This window comes from Streptomyces sp. NPDC039423 (assembly GCF_055598725.1).
The window spans coordinates 728844-746160 of the sequence record NZ_JBVKAH010000003.1 but is presented as its reverse complement, the minus strand read 5'-3'; the positions used below and the strand labels follow the sequence as shown (position 1 = coordinate 746160).

At 72.5% G+C, this 17317-nt stretch carries 16 protein-coding genes; 10 read left to right on the top strand and 6 right to left on the bottom strand.

Annotated features, from left to right (window positions below; translation table 11 throughout):
- Positions 1 to 18 precede the first annotated feature (18 nt).
- The gene (locus ACZ7LK_RS13995; protein ID WP_392277360.1) at positions 19 to 1230 is read left to right on the top strand and encodes a CapA family protein; all 1212 of its coding nucleotides are present in this window, start codon (positions 19 to 21) and stop codon (positions 1228 to 1230) included.
- A 24-nt stretch (positions 1231 to 1254) separates the two neighbouring features.
- Here ACZ7LK_RS13995 and ACZ7LK_RS13990 read toward each other — a convergent pair whose 3' ends face one another.
- Entirely contained in the window at positions 1255 to 2703 is a 1449-nt protein-coding gene (locus tag ACZ7LK_RS13990; protein WP_469461813.1) for an amino acid permease, read from the bottom strand.
- A gap of 196 nt (positions 2704 to 2899) precedes the next feature.
- Here ACZ7LK_RS13990 and ACZ7LK_RS13985 point away from each other — a divergent pair, with 196 nt between their 5' ends.
- The gene (locus tag ACZ7LK_RS13985; protein ID WP_392277362.1) at positions 2900 to 3790 is read left to right on the top strand and encodes a polysaccharide deacetylase family protein; all 891 of its coding nucleotides are present in this window, start codon (positions 2900 to 2902) and stop codon (positions 3788 to 3790) included.
- A 43-nt stretch (positions 3791 to 3833) separates the two neighbouring features.
- On the opposite strand, the gene ACZ7LK_RS13980 is transcribed toward ACZ7LK_RS13985, so the two are convergent.
- Positions 3834 to 4496, bottom strand: a complete 663-nt coding sequence (locus ACZ7LK_RS13980) for a class F sortase (RefSeq protein ID WP_392277363.1) — start codon at positions 4494 to 4496, stop codon at positions 3834 to 3836.
- 322 nt (positions 4497 to 4818) lie between these two features.
- Between ACZ7LK_RS13980 and ACZ7LK_RS13975 the strand changes: the two genes are divergently transcribed.
- Complete coding sequence (locus tag ACZ7LK_RS13975; RefSeq protein ID WP_392277364.1) at positions 4819 to 5304, top strand: hypothetical protein; 486 nt, start codon at positions 4819 to 4821, stop codon at positions 5302 to 5304.
- 93 nt (positions 5305 to 5397) lie between these two features.
- On the opposite strand, the gene ACZ7LK_RS13970 is transcribed toward ACZ7LK_RS13975, so the two are convergent.
- From ACZ7LK_RS13970 to ACZ7LK_RS13960, 3 genes are all read right to left on the bottom strand, one after another.
- Positions 5398 to 5955, bottom strand: a complete 558-nt coding sequence (locus tag ACZ7LK_RS13970; protein ID WP_392277365.1) for a hypothetical protein — start codon at positions 5953 to 5955, stop codon at positions 5398 to 5400.
- 170 nt (positions 5956 to 6125) lie between these two features.
- Positions 6126 to 6899 (bottom strand): bestrophin-like domain, encoded by a 774-nt coding sequence (locus tag ACZ7LK_RS13965; protein WP_392277366.1) that lies wholly within the window; start codon positions 6897 to 6899, stop codon positions 6126 to 6128.
- A 153-nt stretch (positions 6900 to 7052) separates the two neighbouring features.
- A complete protein-coding gene (locus ACZ7LK_RS13960; protein ID WP_471140537.1) occupies positions 7053 to 7640 on the bottom strand; it encodes a hypothetical protein in 588 nt (195 codons plus the stop codon).
- A 218-nt stretch (positions 7641 to 7858) separates the two neighbouring features.
- On the opposite strand from ACZ7LK_RS13960, the gene ACZ7LK_RS13955 reads away from it, so the two are divergent.
- The 3 genes from ACZ7LK_RS13955 (at position 7859) to ACZ7LK_RS13945 (ending at position 12138) form a co-directional block, all read left to right on the top strand.
- Positions 7859 to 8887 carry an SCO0930 family lipoprotein gene (locus ACZ7LK_RS13955; protein WP_392277368.1) on the top strand — a complete coding sequence of 343 codons (1029 nt, stop codon included), beginning with the start codon at positions 7859 to 7861 and terminating at the stop codon, positions 8885 to 8887.
- Positions 8888 to 9160: 273 nt separating this feature from the next.
- Complete coding sequence (locus tag ACZ7LK_RS13950; RefSeq protein ID WP_392277426.1) at positions 9161 to 9973, top strand: SAM-dependent methyltransferase; 813 nt, start codon at positions 9161 to 9163, stop codon at positions 9971 to 9973.
- Positions 9970 to 12138: a putative bifunctional diguanylate cyclase/phosphodiesterase gene (locus ACZ7LK_RS13945; protein ID WP_471140533.1), complete on the top strand. Its 2169-nt coding sequence runs from the start codon at positions 9970 to 9972 to the stop codon at positions 12136 to 12138. The genes ACZ7LK_RS13950 and ACZ7LK_RS13945 overlap by 4 nt, the downstream gene beginning before the upstream one ends.
- A 99-nt stretch (positions 12139 to 12237) precedes the next feature.
- On the opposite strand, the gene ACZ7LK_RS13940 is transcribed toward ACZ7LK_RS13945, so the two are convergent.
- The gene (locus tag ACZ7LK_RS13940; protein ID WP_392277370.1) at positions 12238 to 13125 is read right to left on the bottom strand and encodes a LysR family transcriptional regulator; all 888 of its coding nucleotides are present in this window, start codon (positions 13123 to 13125) and stop codon (positions 12238 to 12240) included.
- 95 nt (positions 13126 to 13220) lie between these two features.
- Here ACZ7LK_RS13940 and ACZ7LK_RS13935 point away from each other — a divergent pair, with 95 nt between their 5' ends.
- The 4 genes from ACZ7LK_RS13935 to melC1 all read left to right on the top strand — a co-directional run bounded on the left by ACZ7LK_RS13935 (position 13221) and on the right by melC1 (position 17303).
- Positions 13221 to 13925 carry a succinate dehydrogenase cytochrome b subunit gene (locus ACZ7LK_RS13935; protein ID WP_471140530.1) on the top strand — a complete coding sequence of 235 codons (705 nt, stop codon included), beginning with the start codon at positions 13221 to 13223 and terminating at the stop codon, positions 13923 to 13925.
- A gap of 1 nt (position 13926) precedes the next feature.
- Positions 13927 to 15867 carry a fumarate reductase/succinate dehydrogenase flavoprotein subunit gene (locus ACZ7LK_RS13930; RefSeq protein WP_392277372.1) on the top strand — a complete coding sequence of 647 codons (1941 nt, stop codon included), beginning with the start codon at positions 13927 to 13929 and terminating at the stop codon, positions 15865 to 15867.
- On the top strand, positions 15864 to 16616 hold the full coding sequence (locus tag ACZ7LK_RS13925) for a succinate dehydrogenase/fumarate reductase iron-sulfur subunit (RefSeq protein WP_469461823.1): 753 nt from the start codon (positions 15864 to 15866) through the stop codon (positions 16614 to 16616). The genes ACZ7LK_RS13930 and ACZ7LK_RS13925 overlap by 4 nt, the downstream gene beginning before the upstream one ends.
- Before the next feature lie 297 nt (positions 16617 to 16913).
- Positions 16914 to 17303, top strand: a complete 390-nt coding sequence (gene melC1 / locus ACZ7LK_RS13920; RefSeq protein ID WP_392277374.1) for an apotyrosinase chaperone MelC1 — start codon at positions 16914 to 16916, stop codon at positions 17301 to 17303.
- Positions 17304 to 17317: the final 14 nt, after the last annotated feature.

Below are 17317 nucleotides of genomic sequence, written 5' to 3'. Positions count from 1 at the left end.
CCCCACGGAGCCCCGCTGATGACCACCTCACCCATGCGACGGACCACGGTGGCGGTGGCCACCCTCCTCCTCTCCGCCGCCGCGGGCTGCGCGGGCGCGCGGCCCGAGCCGTCCGGTGCCGCCCCGGCGGACCGGCCGCGGCAGGCCACCCCCCGTTCCGCCGCCTCGTCGGCGGGCGGCGCCGCGGCCGCCCCGGAGCGCGGCTTCACCCTCGTGGCCAGCGGCGACGTCCTGCCGCACGCCTCGATCATCCGGCAGGCCCAGGCGGACGCGGGCGGCACCGGCTACGACTTCCGCCCCATGCTGTCCGGGGCGAAGCCCGTCGTGTCCGCCGCCGACCTGGCGATCTGTCACATGGAGACGGTGTACGGCAAGGAGGGCGGCCCCTACACCGGCTACCCGTCCTTCAAGTCGCCGCCCGAGGTCGCCACCGCCCTCGCCGCCACCGGCTACGACTCCTGCTCCACCGCCTCCAACCACACGCTGGACGACGGCGCCGCCGGCCTCGGCCGCACCCTGGACGCCCTCGACGCGGCGGGCGTGCGCCACGCCGGCTCCGCCCGCACCGCCGCCGAGTCCACCCGGCCCACCCTGCTGAAGGCGCGGGGCGCCACGGTCGCCCATCTGGCCTACACCTACGGCACCAACGGCATCCCGCTGCCCCAGGGCCGCCCCTGGGCGGTCAACCTCATCGACGAGAACAAGATCCTCGCCGACGCCCGGGCGGCCCGCGGCGCCGGTGCCGACGTCGTCGTGGTCAGCCTGCACTGGGGCAGCGAGTGGCAGACCGAGCCCGACCGGCAGCAGCTCGACCTCGGCCGGAGCCTCACCGGCTCCGCCACCGGCGGCCGCCCCGACATCGACCTGATCCTCGGCACCCACGCCCACGTCCCGCAGGCGTACGAGAAGGTCAACGGCACCTGGATCATCTACGGCATGGGCGACCAGATCGCCGGCGACATGATCAACCACAGCGGTTCCTTCGACCCGCGCGGCAACCAGGGCACCATCGGCCGCTTCACCTTCACGCCGCCCGCCCGGCCCGGCGGCAGATGGGCCGTGGCCAAGGCGGAGTTCCTCCCGCAGTGGTTCAACACCGGTACGGGACGCGTGGTCAACCTCAACGCCGCGATCAAGAACGGCGAGAACCTCACCGAGGTGCGCGACCGCATCCAGCGGGTCGTCCTCGGCCGGGGTGCGGCCGGGGACGGCCTGCTCATGGGGGAGTGACCGCCGGGGTGGCGGCGCCCTCCGTCAGGGCGCGGAGGGCCCGTCCGTCCCCGCCCGGTCGCGGGCCTCCGCCCTGGCGAGATTCGACTTGCGGTACGAGTAGCCGAAGTAGACCACCAGCCCGACCAGGAACCACACCGCGAACCGGACCCAGGTCTGCCACTGGAGGAACGTGATCAGCCAGATGGAGAAGACCACGCCGATCGCCGGCACCACCGGCATCCCCGGTGTGCGGAACGTCCGCGGCAGCTCGGGCCGCTTGTAGCGGAGCACGATCACCGCGACGCACACCACGACGAACGCCAGCAGGATGCCGATGTTGGTCAGCTCGGCCGCCTCGCCGATCGGCAGGAACCCCGCGATGAGCGCCGACGCGGCGCCGACGATCCAGGTCACCCGGGTCGGCACGTGCCGCGTCGGGTGCGTCTTGGCGAACCAGTGCGGCAGCAGGCCGTCCCGGGACATGGAGAACCACACGCGGGTGCAGCCCAGCATGAAGGTGAACATCACCGTGAGGATGCCGATGATCGCGCCCACCGCGATGACGTCCGCCAGCGCGTCCAGCCCCACCGACTTGAACGCGGTGGAGAAGCCGCTCTCCGGGTCGATCTCCGTGTAGTTCTGCATCCCGGTGAGGACCAGGCAGGCCAGCACGTAGAGCACCATCGAGATGGCCAGCGAGTACAGGATCGCCTTGGGCATGTGCCGCTGGGCGTCCTTGGACTCCTCGGCCGCCGTCGACATCGCGTCGTAGCCGAACACGGCGAAGAACACCGTCGCGGCACCGGTGAACGCGCCGCTGATCCCGAAGGGGAAGAAGGGCGTGTAGTTGTCGGTGGTGATGTGGAAGAAGCCGACCACGATCACCAGCAGTACCACCAGCACCTTCAGTACCACGACGACCGTCTCGAAGCGGGCCGCGTTCTTGATGCCGAGCGTCAGCAGGTAGGCGATCAGCAGGCACAGCAGCGCCGCGAACAGGTCCACCGTGTGGCCCTCGCCCGTTCCCGGAGCGCCGAGCATCCAGGCGGGCAGTTCGGCCCCCACCTCGCCGAGCAGGAAGTTGAAGTAGCCGGAGATGCCGATGGCGACGACCGCGACGATGGCGGTGTACTCCAGCAGCAGGTCCCAGCCGATGAACCATCCCACGAGCTCGCCGAGCACGGCGTAGCCGTAGGTGTACGCCGATCCCGCCTTGGGGATCAGCCCCGCGAACTCGGCGTAGCTGAACGCGGCGGCCGCGCTGGCCACCCCCGCGATCAGGAACGAGATCAGTACGGCGGGCCCCGCCGTACCGTTGGCGACCGTCCCGGCGAGGGTGAAGATGCCCGCGCCGATGATGCCGCCGACGCCGATGGCGGTGAGCTGCCACAGTCCCAGCGTCCTGGTGAGCCGCTCCTCCTCGGGGCCCTCGTCGATCAGTGCGATGGGTTTGCGGCGCAGAATTCCCTGCCCCGCGCGGATTCGGGCCACGAGCGTCACCTCTTTGCAGACGGCATCGGCTGACGGCGGATCATGATGGCCCACCGGCGGTCCCGGGGGAAGACGACACACACCGCCGCCGGCGGCCGGTCGAGGACCGCCCGTCCGCTGGTCCCATCGGGTGCAATCGCCCGCCCGGCCGGTGTGGGTCAGGGGCGCGGGACATCCGCCATGCGAGTCATAAGTCATGAAAAACGATCAACTGCCCACGGGGCGGCGGATGGTGCTGCGCATCGCCGCCGCGCTCGGGGCCACCACGACCTTCGGGCTCTTCGCCCTGGAACGCGCGGGCACACCGCCATCGGCCGCCCCTCCCGCACCGCCCACCGTCCCCCCGCCGCCCGTACGGTCCGGCGCCGCCGGCGCCGCCGGGGCCCAGGGGGGCGCCCGGCCGGCCGGCCCGCGCCTGGCGGCCTCCTCGTACCGGCTCCAGCCGATGACCGCCCACACCCCGCCCCGATACCGGCGCGCCCTGCCGCCGGTACGGCAGCGGCCCTTCCTCCGGGTCTCCGGCGCCGGCCGGACGATGGTCCTCTCCTTCGACGACGGACCCGACCCCCGCTACACCCCGGCCGTCCTCCGGATCCTGCGCGAGCACGGCGTACGCGCCATGTTCTTCGTCTGCGGCGAGATGGCGGCCGCCCGCCCCGACCTCCTCCGGGAGATGGCCGACGACGGCCACGTGGTGGGCAACCACTCCTGGTCCCACCCGCTGATCCCCCGCCTCAAGCCCTCCCGCATCCGCGACGAACTGGGCCGCACCAGCGACCTCGTCGCGCGGACCGTCGGCTCCCCGCCCCTGTGGTACCGGGCCCCCTACGGCGCCTGGAACCGGCACTCGTTCGAGATCGGCGCCGAACTGGGCATGGAACCGCTCGCCTGGACCGTGGACTCCCTGGACTGGAAGGAACCCGGAGCCCCCCTGATCGTGCGCCGCGTGCTGGACGGCGCCGCACCCGGTGTCGTCGTCCTCTCCCACGACTCGGGCGGCGACCGCTCCCAGAGCGTCACCGCCCTGCGCGCCTACCTGCCGGAACTGCTGGCCGCCGGCTACCACCTCACCGTGCCGCGCCGGTGACGCGCCGCACGGGAACCGCCGGGCGGGCCGGGCCGGGGCCCGCTCAGCGTGTGGCCACCATCCGGGCGAACACCACCACGTTGCCGTCGTACCCGTGGGCCTTGGAGTAGCCGCCGCCGCAGGTGATCACCCGCAGCTCCGGGTGCCCGGTGTCGCCGTACACCCGCACACCGGGGAAGTCCTCCTTGGAGAAGACCTCGATGCCGTACACCTCGAAGACGGCCACCCGCCCGTCGTAGCGCGTCACCTCCACCCGGCTGCCCTTCTTGAGCGAGCCCAGACCGTAGAAGACCGCCGGGCCCGCCTCGTTGTCGACGTGACCGACGATCACCGACGTACCGCGCTGCCCCGGGGAGATGCCGTTCTGGTACCAGCCCGCCATGTTCGGGTCCTGGGCGGGCGGCGCGTCGATCCAGCCGTCGCGGTCCAGCCCGACGTCCATCACCGGTGCGTCCACGTCGATCGACTCGATCCGGATCCGCGACGCCGGTGCGTACGCCAGCGGCAGCAGCCCGACGGGCGCGACGGGCGCGGCGCCGGCGCGGCGGCCCTCCGAGACGGCGGCGGGAGCCGGCTGGGGCGGGCCGGGCCGGTCGTCGACGCCGTTCCGCATCATCGCGAGACCGGTGAGCATCACGAGAGCCAGCGCTCCCCACGGCGAGCGGTTCCTCAGCGCGAAGCCACTGCGGTCCAGGCCCCTGCCCATGCTTCTCCCTTCGCGGCGTAGTACGCACGCTAAGCGCGCCGGACCGCACCGGCGATCAGGAGAGGGGCGAACGGGTGGCGCCCGCCAGGGGTGATGACCCATCCGAGTCATCGTCGCGCGGAACCTCCCGAGCCGTCTCTGACGGTCCGTGACCTGGGACTCCGTCAGGTACGGGGGTGCGACGACGGCGTGTCGGCTCACCGGGGTGGACGAGTGCCGAAATGCGGTAATACGAACGGCTTGTGAAGGTTCGTCGTGGAAGGCGTACTCGTCGAATCTCCCGGAGCGCCGCTCCGGGGCGTCTTCCACTGGAGGTTCAACGATGCGTGCTTCACGCGCCCTCGCGGTGGCCGCCACCGCCGGCGCGGCCATCGGGCTCTTCGCCCCCGTGGCCGTCGCCAACAACGGTCCCACCAACGTCACCGTCTCCCCGAGCCGCGTCCACCAGGGCGGACAGCTCGCCGTCAGCGCCATGGGGTGCGGCCACGGCGGCACGGTCACGTCCAACGCCTTCCCCAAGACGGCCCTGACCGTCAACGCGTCCGGCCACTCGGCCGCCACCCCCCGGATCTACGACCACGCCACGCCGGGGCAGTACAACCTGGCGGTCAAGTGCAGCGACAACCCGATGGTGGTCACCCGGACCTTCACCGTCACCCGCGGCCACGGCGCACGCGGCGGCCTCGGGGGCTCCATGGCCCCGACCTCCACCGAGATGGCCGTCGGCGGCGCCCTGGTCGCCACGGCGGCCGTCGGCGGCGGCCTCTTCATCGCCCGCCGTCGCCGTATGAGCGGCGGAACGGTCTGACCGGCCGAACCTCCCGGTCGGCCGCACACGCCCGTCGCCCCGAGTCCTGGTCGGTCAGGACTCGGGGCGACGGGCGTGCGGGGGGCCGGACCGTCAGTGGCGCCGGCTCTCGGCCCGGCGGCGCAGCAGGTAGACCACCCCGGTGGCGGCGGCCACCACCAGACCCGTCCCGGCCGCGAGCTCCCCGGTGTCGAGGCCGCCGATGCTGCCGCCCTGGCCGCCGCGTACGCCCTGGCTGGGCGCCGCGGTCGTCACCGTCCGGGTGGCGGTCACCGTGGGCACGGCGGTGGAGCTGGTGGTCGGGGTGACGGTGGCACGCAAGATGGTGAGGTCGACGGTGCCCGGGGTGCCCCCCGCGCACGTGAAGGACACCGTGTAGACCGCGCCCTGCCGGGCGTCCCGGTCGACGGTGGCCGTCACCGAGCGGCCGGCCGGGATGGTGACCGTGTCGAAGACGCCCGAGGAGGCCATCGCGGTACCGGAGCAGCCGGGGGCCGTGAGCACCACCCGGCCCCCCGGCAGGACGGCCGAGGGACCGATCGCGAAGTCACCGGGGGCGAATTTTCCGGAAGCCACCGCCGGAGCGGGGGCGGTCAGGGCGAGAGCGGCCGCTCCGAGCAGAGCGGCGGAGGCGGCACCTATCGCGCGCATCGTCAATCCTCCGGGTCCCGAGGGGCAGCTGCGGAACGGATTTCCACAAAGCGTCTGATATGCACCTCGATGCCGGAAACGCTAGGAGCGCCTTACCACAACCGCGATCGGAGAAGGGCGAATGGGGCACCGAGGTCCCCCGGACGGCGGACGCCGAGCCCCGCCCCCGGTCAGTCCCCCAGGGCCTCGATGTGCGGGAAGAGGTTCAGGAAGGGGTCCGGGGTCGCGGAGATGCCACGGCCGAACGGCGCGTCGAAGGCCCAGATCAGGAACAGCAGGAAGGCGATCAGCGCGCTGAAGAGCCCGGCCAGCAGCAGCTCCCGGAACGTACGCCGGATCTGGAGCGTGAAGATCAGCCCCACCGTGATCAGCGCACCGGTGATCAGGCCGAACCAGACCACACCCGGCATGGTGGCGCCCGCGTTCTCCCCGCGCGAGCTGCGGGCGTCGTCCGCGACCGCCACCTGGTCCACCATCGGCTGGTACGCCTCGCCCTCGTGGGGGTCGGCCGGCCGGTAGTCCGACACGCTGCGGCGCACCCGCTCCAGCAGCGCGGTGCCCTCCTCGGTCAGCTCGCCCCGGTCGGCCATCGACCGCCACTCGGTGTCGACGACGTGCGTGACATAGGCGTCCACGTCGGCACGGATGCGGGCACGGACCCCGGCGGGCCAGACCTCCGCCCGGGCCGACACCTCGTGCAGCGCCTGGGCCTCCTGACGGACGCTCTCCTGCGCGGCGCTGCGCCCCTCCCAGACGCCGGCGATCGCCAGGCCCAGCACGATGGCGTACACCACGCCGATCATCATCGTCATGTACTCGAGGACGTCCGGGGTCTCGGACGGGTCGTCGTCGTCGCCGATCCGGCGGTTGTTGATGACGACGATGGTCAGGACGACCGCGCAGGCGGCGGCCATCGCGATGGACAGGACAAGCCATTCCGACAAGGTGTTCTCCGGGGCGGTCGGTACCGAGGTGGGCGTGCTGGGGGTGTGTCGTCGATCGGGCCGGGCTCGCGGCGTCCGGCACCCCTAGGGGAGTGTCCGGAAAGCATCGGCGTCCGGCACACCGCGGGCCGGGCGAGACTTTGCGGACACGACCTAGCGGGACGAACGGGGGCGCAGGATCGCCGCGCCGAACACCGCGGGCGCCATGATCAGGAGCATCACGGTGACGGTGGACGGCCCGCTCGTCCGCTCGGCGCGCCGCGCCCGCTGGTAGGCCGGCAGCGGCACCGGGGCGGGCGGGCCCGGGTGGGGCCGCGCCGAGCGGGTGGGCGACGGGGCCGGCGGGGAAGGCGGGGCGGGGGCCCGGGGCGGCGCCGGGAGTGCCGGTTCCGGCGCGGGTGGTACGGCCGCGGGCGGCGGGGCCGGCGCGGGGGGTGGCGGGGGAGCGGGGGGTCGCGGCGGGGCCGGCGGCTCGGCCTCCTCGGGCGGCGGCGTGGGCGCCGGTGGCGGAGGCGGCGGCGGCGGAGGAGCCGGTGGCGGGGGCGGCTGCGGCGGGGGCGGGGGCTTCGGGGTGGGCGACGGGCTCGTCGTGCAGCCCCCGCCGCCCGCGACCGACACCACCGGGGCGCCGGTGCCGGTGTGGGCGACCGCGCAACTGTCGGCCGCCGCGGGCAGGGGGGCGGTCAGCAGCCAGCCGAGCGCGGTGGCCGCCAGGAGACGCGCGACGTGGGTTCCGTACACGCGCAAGAGCATGATCGCTTCCAGCGCCCGGGGGGCCGGAAACCGCCGTAATTCCCCTGATGGTGGGGTTTTCCGGCGACCGCCGTGACCACCGCCGTGACCACCGGCGGAGAAAATTTCCCGGAGCGTTGAACACCCGCCGCCCCGCCACCCGTACATAGGGCCATGAACGGCGCACCTGGGCGTCGCCAAAGTACCTCAATACAACGGGAGTTGACATGAAGACCTGGCGGAACGCCTCGCTCGCGCTGTCCGCGGCGGCCGTGCTCGCGCTGACGACGGCGTGCGGTCAGGACAAGGGCGACCAGACGCCCGCCGGATCGGTCGGCGCCGCCGCGCCGGCCGGCGCACCCGCCGACAACGGCGCCGGTTACGGCTCCGGCGCGGGCTACGGATCGGGTGCGGGTTCCGGGGGAGGGGCGGCCGCCGCCGCCAAGCCGGCCGGCCAGCTCGCGATCTGGGACAGCAAGGAACTCGGCAAGGTCGTCACCGACAGCGAGGGGCTCACGCTCTACCGCTTCGACAAGGACACCCCCAACCCGCCCAAGTCCAACTGCGAGGGCGACTGCGCGAAGGCCTGGCCGGTGGTGTCCGCCGAGGGCGCCAAGCCCCCGGCCGGTGTCGACGCCTCCCTGATGGGCGAGGTCACCCGCGAGGACGGCACCAAGCAACTCACCATCGACGGCTGGCCGATGTACCGGTACGCCAAGGACAGCAAGCCGGGTGACACCAACGGCCAGGGTGTGGGCGGCACCTGGTTCGCTGCGGCCCCCGACGGCAAGAAGGCGGCCCTGTCGGGCGGCGGCGACGAGGGGGCCGCCGAGGACGAGGGAACCGGCGAGGAGGAGGGTGCGGCCGAGGACCAGGGCGGGGCGGCCGCCGATCTGGCCGGCCTGTCCGTCCGCAAGGACCCCAAGCTCGGTGAGATCGTGGTGGACAAGAACGGCATGACGGTCTACCGGTTCGAGAAGGACTCGGCGTGGCCGATGAAGACCGCCTGCACCGGCGACTGCCTGAAGAAGTGGCCGGTCGTCGCCCCGGTCGACAAGAACGACACCGAGGGCATCAGCACCAAGGGGTACGTCACCTTCAACCGCCCCGACGGCCTCAAGCAGCAGACCATCGACTGCTGGCCGCTCTACACCTTCGCGGGCGACAAGAAGCCCGGTGACACCAACGGTCAGGGCGTCGGCGGCACCTGGTACGCCATCTCGCCCGCCGGGAAGATGGTCGGGGCGTCCAAGTAGAGTCCCCACGCAACGCCCCGACTCCGGGGGTCCGGCCCGGCCGGCCCGGACCTCCCGACGGCCCGCCGCCCCACGCGCCCCGCGTGGGCGGCGGGCCGCTCGCACGTGCCCCGGGGAGCCGTGGGCGACGCCGTCCGGAGCCCGCGACGTGTGACCAAGAACGGATCGATTATTTCCGTTTCCCCTCGCCCTCCCGGCGGGCGATCAGTAGCCTCGGCTCGAACACCGGCCATGAACATGGCCGCTTACCGTGGCGACTTGTTGGAGACATCGATGGAGCGTCCCGCCTGGGCCCCGCCGGGCATCGACATTTCGGTGCCGAGCGTGTCCCGCATCTACGACTACTACCTGGGCGGCTCGCACAACTTCGAAGTGGACCGGGAGGCGGCCCGCAAGGCGATGGAGTTCGTGCCCGGCCTGCCCAAGGTCATGCAGGCCAACCGCGCCTTCATGCGGCGCGCGGTGCGGTACGCGGTCGGTGAGGGCGTCGACCAGTTCCTCGACATAGGCTCGGGCATCCCCACCTTCGGCAACGTGCACGAAGTGGCGCAGGGGGCCGACCCGGACGCGCGTGTCCTGTACGTCGACCACGACCCCGTCGCCGTCGCCCACAGCCAGGCCGTGCTGGAGGGCAACGAGAACGCCGGGGTGACCGCCGCCGACCTGCGCAAGCCGCACGACGTCCTGGCCGCCCCCGAGGCCGCCCGCCTGCTGGACCTCGACCGGCCGGTGGCCCTGCTGCTGGTCTCCGTCCTGCACTTCGTCGAGGACACGGACGAGCCGCACCGCGCCGTCGCCGAGCTGCGCGACGCCCTGCCGTCCGGCAGCCTGCTGATCATCAGCCACGCCGCGTACGAGTGCATGCCGCTGCCGCAGGAACGGGTGGGCGGCGCCGTGGGCGTCTACCGCGACATCCGCAACCCGCTGGTGATGCGGACGCGCGCGGAGATCGCGCGCTTCTTCGACGGGTTCGACATGGTGGAACCGGGGCTCGTCAAGATGCCGGAGTGGCGGCCGGAGAACCCGGTCGACCAGGAGGATCCATATGCCTTCTCGGGCTTCGCAGGGGTGGGGCGCAAGGCGTGAGCATGCCGGCGCAGGCCCCCGGTTCCGCCGCGGAACCGGACGGTCTGGAGGACAGACTCCAGCGGTTCGCGACCATCTGGAGCCGGGCCGTCTTCCCCGTCACGGCCACCTCGCTGACCCGTTCCGAGATAGAGCGGCACCTGCTGCCGCTGGCGCGTGACCTGAGCGACGCCCTGCACGCGCGGCCCTTCGACCCGGCGCCCGCGCACCGCGTGGGCGCCGCTCTGGTGGCCGCCCACTGCACCGACCCGGACACCCTCGGCCGCACCCTCGGCGTGGTCGACTCCTACCTGGTGCTGTACTGCGGGGGCGCCGGGCAGAGCGCCGCCGCCGAGGAGCTGCGGGCCCGCTGCGCCCGGCTCCAGCACGCCCTGGCGACCGGTTTCGCCCAGGCGCTGCGCGAACGGACCCTCACCGAGCAGGAGGCCATCGCCCGCTCGGCGCTGAACGCCCGTACGTACGCCGAACAGGCCCTGCACGCCACCGAGGCCCGCTTCCGCGCCGTCTTCGAGGACGCCGCCATCGGCATCGGCATCGCCGACCTCGACGGCAACGTCCTGGAGGTCAACGACGCCCTCACCCGCATGTTCGGCGGTCTGGAGCACCATGTGCGCGGCCGCAGGGTCAGCGAGTGGGTGCACCCGGAGGACGCGCCGCAGGTCTGGAAGCTGTACGAGGAACTGGTGAGCGGCGAGCGCGACCACTTCCAGGTGGAGAAGCCCTTCTACCGGGGTGACGGCACCGTCCTGTGGACCAACCTGACGGTCTCCCTGCTGCGGGACGCCGAGGGCAACCCGCAGTACCAGCTGGCGCTGATGGAGGACACCACCGAGCGCCGGCTGCTCAACCTGCGGCTGCGGTACGAGGCGACGCACGACGCGCTGACCGGTCTGCCCAACCGGACCCTGTTCTTCGAACGGCTCGACAAGGTGCTGTCCTCGCCCGACGGCACCCGGTTCGGGCTGTGCTACCTGGACCTGGACGGCTTCAAGGCCATCAACGACAGCCTCGGCCACGCGGCCGGCGACCGGCTGCTCGTCGAGGTCGCCGACCGGCTCCAGAGCGTCGCCACCCGGCCGGGCGAGATGGTGGCCCGGCTCGGCGGCGACGAGTTCGTGGCGCTCACCACCGGCACGGACACCGAGCAACAGGCCGACGAGCTCGCCCACCGCATCCTGGCCGCCCTGGCCACCCCCGTCCGGCTGGACGGCCGCGAGCTGACCGTGCGCGGCAGCGTCGGCATCGTCGAGGGGCCGGCCGGCGAGCGCGGGCCGGCGGAGGTGCTGCGCAGCGCCGATATCACCATGTACCGGGCCAAAGCGGCGGGCGGCAACCGCTTCGAGCGGGCGGACCCCGAGGCCGACGCCCGGGCCATCACCCGCCACGGCCTGACGACCGCGCTCCCCGCCGCCCTGGACCGGGGCGAGTTCTTCATCGAGTACCAGCCGCTGGTGCACCTCGGCGACGGCAGCGTGCACGGCGCGGAGGCGCTGGTGCGCTGGTGCCATCCGCAGCACGGCGTCCTCGGCCCCGACCGGTTCATCCCGCTCGCCGAGCACACCGGGCTGATCGTGCCGCTCGGCCGCTGGGTGCTCCAGGAGGCGGTGCGCCAGGCCCGGTTCTGGAACCGGAGCCACGCGGACGGCGGCCCCCTGCGCATCAACGTCAACCTGTCGCCGACGCAACTGCACCACCCCAACCTGGTCGCCGACACCGTCGACGTCCTGGAGCGCTCCGGTCTCGACCCGGGCGCGCTGTGCCTGGAGGTGACCGAGTCCGCGCTGATCGGCGCCGACGAGGACCTGCTCAAGCCGCTGCGGCAGCTTGCCGAGATGGGCGTGGACATAGCCCTGGACGACTTCGGCACCGGCTACTCCAACCTGGCCAACCTGCGGCGGCTCCCGGTCAGCGTGCTGAAGCTGGACCGCTCCTTCACCCAGAGCATGCAGCGGCACCCGATCGACCCGGTCGACCTGAAGATCGTCGAAGGCATCGTGTCGCTCGCCCACAGCCTGGAGCTCGCGGTGACGGTGGAGGGCGTGGAGACGGGCGCGCAGGCGGAACAGCTCCGTGAGCTGGGCTGCGACACGGCCCAGGGCTGGTACTACGCCCGGCCCGGCGCCCCGGACCGGATCCACTCCCTGGTGCTGGCCGACGCGGTGTGACGGACGGCCCGGTCAGGACCACGGGGGAGGGGCCCGGGGGGAGAAGCCCGGGGGGGAGAAGCCACGGGGGGAGAGAAGCCACGGGGGAGGGGCCCCGGCTCAGGGCCGCCCCCGGTGGGCCAGCAGGAGCCGCTGGAGCTCCCGGGCCGCCCGGGGCGGCGCCACGTCGCTGCGGTGGGCCAGCGCGATCGTCCGGCGCAGTCCCGGCCGGGCCAGGGCCGTGACCCGCACGTCGCGGCCCGCCCGCGCGGCGACCATCGCGGGCACCACCGCCAGGCCCAGCCCCGCCCGGACGAACCCGAGCACCGCGTCCATCTCGCCGCCCTCCACCGTGAACGACGGCTCGAAGCCCTCCGCCCGGCACGCGGCCACCGTCAGCTCCCGCAGGTCGTAGCCGTGCCGGAACATCACCAGCGGCTGCCCCTCCAGGTCCGCGATCCGCACCGGCCGGCGCGGGGCGGGGGACGCCGCCGAGGAGACCACCACGAGGTCCTCCTGGAGCAGCTCGACGGTGGTGAGCGCCGGTGACGGGGCCGGCAGCGGCAGCACCACCAGGGCCAGGTCGAGCGCCCCGCGGGCCAGCTCGCGCACGAGGTCGTGGGAGCCGCTCTCCTCGATCAGCAGCCGGATCCCCGGGTGCAGGTCGTGGAAGGTGCGCAGCACGTCGGGCAGCAGCCCGGTGCACAGGCTCGGGGTCGCCCCCAGCCGCACCCGCCCGCGCCGCAGCTGGGCCAGCTCCTGGACCTCGTGCCGCGCGGTGTCGGTGTCCGCCAGGATGCGGCGGGCCAGCGGCAGCAGTGCCTCCCCCGCGTCCGTCAGCGCGATGTTCCCGCGCGCCCGGCTGAAGAGCTCGGCGCCCAGCTCCTTCTCCAGCGCCCTGATCTGCTGCGACAGCGAGGGCTGGGAGACGTGCACGCGCTCGGCGGCCCGGGTGAAGTGACGGGTCTCGGCCACCGCCACGAAGTACTGGAGCTGCTGGAACTGCATGGCACCAGCCTAGCCCCGGCCATAGGCGCTGCCTATGGATATCAGCCGCACCATGTCTTGGACCTCTGGGCCGGCCCCCGCCTACCGTCGATCCCATGGCTCTGGCAACGCGGACGGATCGCAAGCCGTCCCTCCCGCGCACGTTCTGGCGGTCGACCGTCGGCAAGAAGACGGTCATGGCCGTCAGCGGCCTGATCATGATCGGCTACCTCGTCGCCCATGTGATGGGCAACCTGAAGGTCTTCTTCGGCCCCGGCGAGTTCAACGCGTACGGTCACTGGCTGCGCACCATGGGCGAGCCGGTCCTGCACTACGAGTGGGGCCTGTGGATCGCCCGGGTGCTGCTGCTCACGGCCGTGATCGCGCACGGCGTCTCCGCGTACCAGCTCAGCCGGCGCGACCTCGCGGCCCGCCCCACCGCGTACGTGCACAAGCGCCGCCGCGCGAGCTACGCGACCCGCACCATGCGCTGGGGCGGGGTGATCGTCGCGCTGTTCATCGTCTGGCACCTCCTGGACCTGACGACCCTGACCGTGAACCCCCACGCCCAGCCGGGCCACCCCTACGAGAACGTCGTCGCCACCTTCTCCACCTGGTACGGCAACGTCGTCTACATCGTCGCCATGCTCGCCGTCGGGCTGCACGTGCGCCACGGCTTCTGGTCCGCCGCCCAGACCCTCGGCGTGGGCAACGCGCGGCGCGACCGCGCGCTCAAGGCCCTCGCGAACGTCCTCGCGCTCGCCCTGACCGCGGGCTTCGTCTCCGTACCCGTCGCCGTCATGACCGGAGTGGTGAGCTGACATGAGCTACCTGGATTACGAGACCGGCGCCCCGCTCGCCGACGACAAGGCCCCCGGGGGCCCGATCGCCGAGCGCTGGGACAAGCGCCGCTTCGAGGCGAAGCTGGTCAACCCGGCCAACCGCCGCAAGCACACGGTCATCGTGGTCGGCACCGGCCTTGCGGGCGGGTCCGCCGGCGCGACCCTCGCGGAGCAGGGCTACCACGTCGTCCAGTTCTGCTACCAGGACTCGCCGCGCCGCGCCCACTCCATCGCCGCGCAGGGCGGCATCAACGCCGCGAAGAACTACCGCAACGACGGCGACTCCGTCCACCGGCTCTTCTACGACACCGTCAAGGGCGGCGACTTCCGGGCCCGCGAGTCCAACGTCCACCGGCTCGCGCAGATCTCCGTCGAGATCATCGACCAGTGCGTGGCGCAGGGCGTGCCCTTCGCCCGCGAGTACGGCGGTCTGCTCGACACCCGCTCCTTCGGCGGCGTCCAGGTGTCCCGCACCTTCTACGCCCGCGGCCAGACGGGCCAGCAACTGCTGCTCGGCGCCTACCAGGCGCTGTCCCGGCAGATCGCGGCGGGCAACGTGGAGATGCACCCGCGCACCGAGATGCTCGACCTGGTCGTGATCGACGGACGGGCGCGCGGCATCGTCGCCCGCGACCTGATCACCGGGAAGGTCTCCACCCACGTCGCGGACGCGGTGGTCCTGGCGACCGGCGGCTACGGCAACGTCTTCTACCTCTCGACGAACGCCATGAACTCCAACGCCACCGCGGTGTGGCGGGCGCACCGGCGCGGCGCGTACTTCGCCAACCCCTGCTTCACCCAGATCCACCCCACGTGCATCCCGCGCACCGGCGACCACCAGTCCAAGCTGACCCTGATGAGCGAGTCGCTGCGCAACGACGGCCGCATCTGGGTGCCCAAGGCGCGCGGCGACCGGCGCCCGCCGCACGAGATCCCCGAGGACGAGCGCGACTACTACCTGGAGCGGATCTACCCCTCCTTCGGCAACCTCGTCCCGCGCGACATCGCCTCCCGCGCCGCCAAGAACGTCTGCGACGAGGGCCGCGGGGTCGGCCCCGGCGGCCAGGGCGTCTACCTGGACTTCGCCGACGCCATCCGGCGCATGGGCAGGGACCGGGTCGAGGAGAAGTACGGCAACCTCTTCGACATGTACGAGCGGATCACCGCGGAGAACCCGTACGAGGTGCCGATGCGGATCTACCCCGCCGTGCACTACACGATGGGCGGGCTGTGGGTGGACTACGACCTCCAGACCACGGTGCCGGGCCTGTTCGCCATCGGCGAGGCCAACTTCTCCGACCACGGCGCCAACCGGCTGGGCGCCTCCGCGCTGATGCAGGGCCTGGCCGACGGCTACTTCGTGCTGCCGTCCACCATCAACGACTACCTCGCCCGCGCCCCGCGCACGGAGCCCGTCACGGACGCGCATCCGGCGGTACGGGAGGCGGTCGCCGAGACCGAGGACCGGCTCGCCCGGCTTCTGGCGGTCGACGGGGACCGCACGCCCGACTCCTTCCACCGCGAGGTGGGTGAGCTGATGTGGGAGTTCTGCGGCATGGCCCGCACGGCGGAGGGGTTGCGCAAGGCCCTCGACCGGATCCCGCGGATCCGCGAGGAGTTCTGGCGCCGGATCAAGGTGCCGGGCACGGGGGAGGAGTTCAACCAGTCGCTGGAGAAGGCCAACCGCGTCGTCGACTATCTGGAGCTGGCCGAGCTGATGTGCCTCGACGCCCTGCACCGCTCCGAGTCGTGCGGCGGCCACTTCCGCGAGGAGTCCCAGACCCCGGACGGCGAGGCGGCCCGGCGGGACGAGGAGTTCTCGTACGCGGCCGCCTGGGAGTTCACCGGTCAGGCGCCCGTCCTGCACAAGGAAGACCTCGTCTTCGAGTACGTCCACCCCACCCAGCGGAGCTACGCATGAGGCTCACCCTGCGCGTCTGGCGCCAGAAGAACGCCGACGCCCCCGGCGCCATGGCCACCTACGAGGTGGACGGCATATCCCGGGACATGTCCTTCCTCGAGATGCTCGACACCCTCAACGAGGAGCTCATCCTCCGGGGCGAGGACCCGGTCGCCTTCGACCACGACTGCCGTGAGGGCATCTGTGGCGCCTGCTCGCTCGTCATCAACGGCGACGCCCACGGCCCGGAGCGCACCACGAGCTGCCAACTGCACATGCGGGCGTTCGAGGACGGCGACACCATCGACATCGAGCCCTGGCGCGCGGCCGCCTTCCCGGTGGTCAAGGACCTGGTCGTGGACCGGTCGGCGTTCGACCGGATCATCCAGGCCGGCGGCTACGTCAGCGTCCCCACCGGCTCCGCGCCGGAGGCGCACGCCACGCCCGTACCGAAGGCGGACGCCGACTTCGCCTTCGAGCACGCCGAGTGCATCGGCTGCGGCGCGTGCGTGGCGGCCTGCCCGAACGGTTCGGCGATGCTGTTCACCTCGGCGAAGGTCAACCACCTCAACGTCCTTCCGCAGGGCGCGCCGGAACGCGAGACGCGGGTCCTGGACATGGTCCGGGCGATGGACGAGGAGGGCTTCGGCGGCTGCACGCTGACCGGTGAGTGCGCCACCGCCTGCCCCAAGGGGATCCCGCTGCCGTCGATCGCGGCCATGAACAAGGAATGGCTGCGGGCCCAGCGCAAGGCGCCGCGCCGCGGCTGATTCCGGCCAGTCTCCGTGCGTGAGCCCCACCACTCCCCGGGCCCCGGAACGAAAGAATGTTCATGAGATTGTCATCATCTCCGCAATTCTTTCGGTCCGGGGCTGTCCGGTATCCACGGACAGCAAGATCAACTTGGTTAAATTCTGCACTATAGGTGGTGAGTTGTCCGTATCGCGGCCAACCGACCCCCGCGGAATTCCGCAGTCCGAAAACCCCCGATAGGCATGGACGTTGCCGGGGGCACATGACCACACCCCCGGCGGTACCGACCACCGCACCACACCAGGGGGTAACCCATGTCCACCATCACGCGCCGCCGCGCCCTCGGCGTCGCGGCCTCGGCCGCCACCGGCCTCGTCGCCGCCCGCGCCCTCACCACACCCGCCCAGGCAGCCCCCGCCCGCCGGGCCTCCGGACCGGAGACGTTCGACGAGATCTACCAGGGCCGGCGCATACAGGGAGGGCCCACCGGTGGTGGCCACCACGGCGGCGGCCACCACGGGGGACACGGCGACGGCTACGCCGTACACATCGACGGCCAGGAGCTGCACGTCATGCGGAACGCCGACGGCACCTGGATCAGCGTGATCAACCACTACGAGCCGCTCGCCACGCCCCGCGCCGTGGCCCGCGCCGCCGTCCGGGAACTCCAGGGCGCCCCGCTCGTCCCGCTCACCCTCGTCTGATCACACTCCGGAGC

Bases quoted from the DNA above. Each gene is read 5' to 3' on its own strand.
- ACZ7LK_RS13995 (WP_392277360.1), top strand. From the start codon at position 19: ATGACCACCTCACCCATGCGACGGACCACGGTGGCGGTGGCCACCCTC.
- ACZ7LK_RS13985 (WP_392277362.1), top strand. From the start codon at position 2,900: ATGAAAAACGATCAACTGCCCACGGGGCGGCGGATGGTGCTGCGCATC.
- ACZ7LK_RS13980 (WP_392277363.1), bottom strand. From the start codon at position 4,496: ATGGGCAGGGGCCTGGACCGCAGTGGCTTCGCGCTGAGGAACCGCTCG.
- ACZ7LK_RS13975 (WP_392277364.1), top strand. From the start codon at position 4,819: ATGCGTGCTTCACGCGCCCTCGCGGTGGCCGCCACCGCCGGCGCGGCC.
- ACZ7LK_RS13970 (WP_392277365.1), bottom strand. From the start codon at position 5,955: ATGCGCGCGATAGGTGCCGCCTCCGCCGCTCTGCTCGGAGCGGCCGCT.
- ACZ7LK_RS13955 (WP_392277368.1), top strand. From the start codon at position 7,859: ATGAAGACCTGGCGGAACGCCTCGCTCGCGCTGTCCGCGGCGGCCGTG.
- ACZ7LK_RS13950 (WP_392277426.1), top strand. From the start codon at position 9,161: ATGGAGCGTCCCGCCTGGGCCCCGCCGGGCATCGACATTTCGGTGCCG.
- ACZ7LK_RS13940 (WP_392277370.1), bottom strand. From the start codon at position 13,125: ATGCAGTTCCAGCAGCTCCAGTACTTCGTGGCGGTGGCCGAGACCCGT.
- ACZ7LK_RS13935 (WP_471140530.1), top strand. From the start codon at position 13,221: ATGGCTCTGGCAACGCGGACGGATCGCAAGCCGTCCCTCCCGCGCACG.
- ACZ7LK_RS13930 (WP_392277372.1), top strand. From the start codon at position 13,927: ATGAGCTACCTGGATTACGAGACCGGCGCCCCGCTCGCCGACGACAAG.
- ACZ7LK_RS13925 (WP_469461823.1), top strand. From the start codon at position 15,864: ATGAGGCTCACCCTGCGCGTCTGGCGCCAGAAGAACGCCGACGCCCCC.
- melC1 (WP_392277374.1), top strand. From the start codon at position 16,914: ATGTCCACCATCACGCGCCGCCGCGCCCTCGGCGTCGCGGCCTCGGCC.